The sequence below is a fragment of the Pseudomonas sp. NPDC087817 genome (assembly GCF_044742875.1).
Classification (GTDB): domain Bacteria; phylum Pseudomonadota; class Gammaproteobacteria; order Pseudomonadales; family Pseudomonadaceae; genus Aquipseudomonas.
The window spans coordinates 1-2,183 of sequence record NZ_JBIUVJ010000165.1 but is presented as its reverse complement, the minus strand read 5'-3'; the positions used below and the strand labels follow the sequence as shown (position 1 = coordinate 2,183).

Here is a 2,183-nt window from a genome sequence, read left to right as displayed (position 1 = left end):
CCCTCAATAATTCGTGATCTACACAGGTGATGAACACCTGGCAGCGTAAGTCTTCCAGCAAGCGGCACAGCGCGCGACGGTGGCTCTCGTCCAGTTCGGACGGCAAGTCATCCACCAGATAAATACACTGACCGCGTCGGGCCTGGCTGACCAGATGCCCTTGGGCAATCCGCAGAGCACAGACCACCAACTTCTGCTGACCCCGGGACAAGATGTCCGCGGCGTTGTGTGCGCCCAATCTAAGACGCAAATCAGCCCGTTGCGGTCCGGCCTGGGTATGACCCATTTGCTGATCCCGTTGCAGGGATCCGGCCAATACGGCGCTCAATTCCCGGTCTTTGTCCCAGCCTCGGTAATAGCTGAGCGTCAAACCTTCAAGCTCAACCAGTTCGCTCAAGGTTTGTTCAAAGACTGGTTTCAAGGCATTGATGTAAGCGCGGCGGTATTCATCGATTTCAGCGCTGGCCTGGCACAGTTCCCTGTCCCAAACCGCTTGCGAAACGGCGTCAAGTGTACCATGCCGCAGCCAGGAGTTTCTCTGGCGCAAGGCCTTCTGCAAACGCTGCCAGGTCGCCATAAAACGCGGTTCGACGTGGAACACGCCCCAATCGAGAAACTGCCGGCGAATCTTCGGCGCACCTTCCAGCAGGCGGAAACTGTCCGGGTTGATCAATTGCAGCGGCAGGATCTCCGCCAGTTGTGCGGCGCTGCGGGCGTTCTGGCCGTCGATACGGATCTGGAACTCGCCCTGACGGTCCCGCGAAATCCCCAGCGCGCTGTGGCCACCCTCGGCCAATTCGACCTGACCGAATACGGTGCAGGCGAGTTGCTCGTACTGGATGACCGGCAACAGGCGCGTGCTACGAAACGAACGGGCAAGCCCCAGCAGATGAATGGCTTCCAGAACACTGGTTTTGCCGCTGCCGTTGGCGCCGTAAAGGATGTTGATGCGGGGGGAGGGGGAGAAGGTCACCGGGTGCAGATTGCGCACCGCGGTGACCGAAACACGACTTAAGGACATCCAGGGTCAGCTGATTACAGACGCATCGGCATGACAACGTAAGCCGAGTCGTCATTGTCGGACTCTTGCACCAGCGCACTGCTGTTGGAGTCGGACAGGATCAGGCGAACCTGCTCGGTGGTCATCACGCCCAGCACGTCGAGCAAGTAGCTCACGTTGAAGCCGATTTCCAGGGAGCCGCCGTTGTATTCAACGCCCACTTCCTCTTCCGCTTCTTCCTGCTCCGGGTTATTGGCCTGGATCTTCAACTGACCGCTCGCCAGTTGCAGACGAATACCACGGTACTTCTCGTTGGACAGAATCGCGGTACGGCTGAAAGCTTCACGCAGTGCCTGACGATCGCCCAACACCAGCTTGTCGCCACCCTTCGGCAGAACGCGCTCGTAATCCGGGAACTTGCCGTCGACAAGTTTCGAGGTGAAGGTGAATTCGCCGGTGGTGGCGCGGATGTGGTGCTGGCCCAGAACGATGCTGACGTTACCGTCTGGCTCGGTGAGCAGACGCGCCAGTTCGAGAATACCTTTGCGCGGCACAATGACCTGGTGACGATCCGGCTGACCGATATCGGCTTTCATCGAGCACATGGCCAGACGGTGCCCGTCGGTAGCCACAGCGCGGATAATGCCTTCGGAAACTTCCAGCAGCATACCGTTGAGGTAATAACGCACGTCCTGCTGGGCCATGGCGAAGCTGGTGCGTTCGATCAGGCGACGCAGTTTGCTTTGTTCCAGGCTGCAAGTCAGCGAACCCGGACCTTCTTCGACAGTCGGGAAGTCGTTGGCCGGCAGAGTGGACAGGGTGAAACGGCTACGACCGGCCTTCACGACCAGCTTCTGCTCGTCGACCTTGATATCGATCAGCGCATCGTTGGGCAGGCTTTTGCAGATGTCCATCAGCTTGCGCGCAGGCACGGTGATGGAGCCTGTTTCAGCCGGCTCTTCGAGTTGCACACGACCGACCAGCTCGACTTCCAGGTCGGTACCGGTCAGCGACAATTGCTGGCCTTCGACAACCAACAGCACGTTGGAGAGTACCGGCAAGGTCTGTCGGCGCTCGACGACGCCTGCGACCAGTTGCAGGGGTTTCTTGTGGGCTTCTCGTTTTATGTTGAAATGAATTGTCTAGTCCATTGACTTATTTAGATGTGGTTGTGGTTATCATT

The 2,183-nt window shown here is 58.3% G+C and carries 2 protein-coding genes; both read right to left on the bottom strand.

Features of this window, described 5'->3' with window-relative positions:
- Positions 1-1,021, bottom strand: a 1,021-nt coding sequence (gene recF, locus ACIONG_RS30405) for a DNA replication/repair protein RecF (RefSeq protein ID WP_401304719.1), incomplete at its 3' end; no start/stop codon positions are given.
- A 14-nt stretch (positions 1,022-1,035) separates the two neighbouring features.
- On the bottom strand, positions 1,036-2,139 hold the full coding sequence (gene dnaN, locus ACIONG_RS30400) for a DNA polymerase III subunit beta (protein ID WP_401304721.1): 1,104 nt from the start codon (positions 2,137-2,139) through the stop codon (positions 1,036-1,038).
- Between the last annotated feature and the right edge of the window lie 44 nt (positions 2,140-2,183).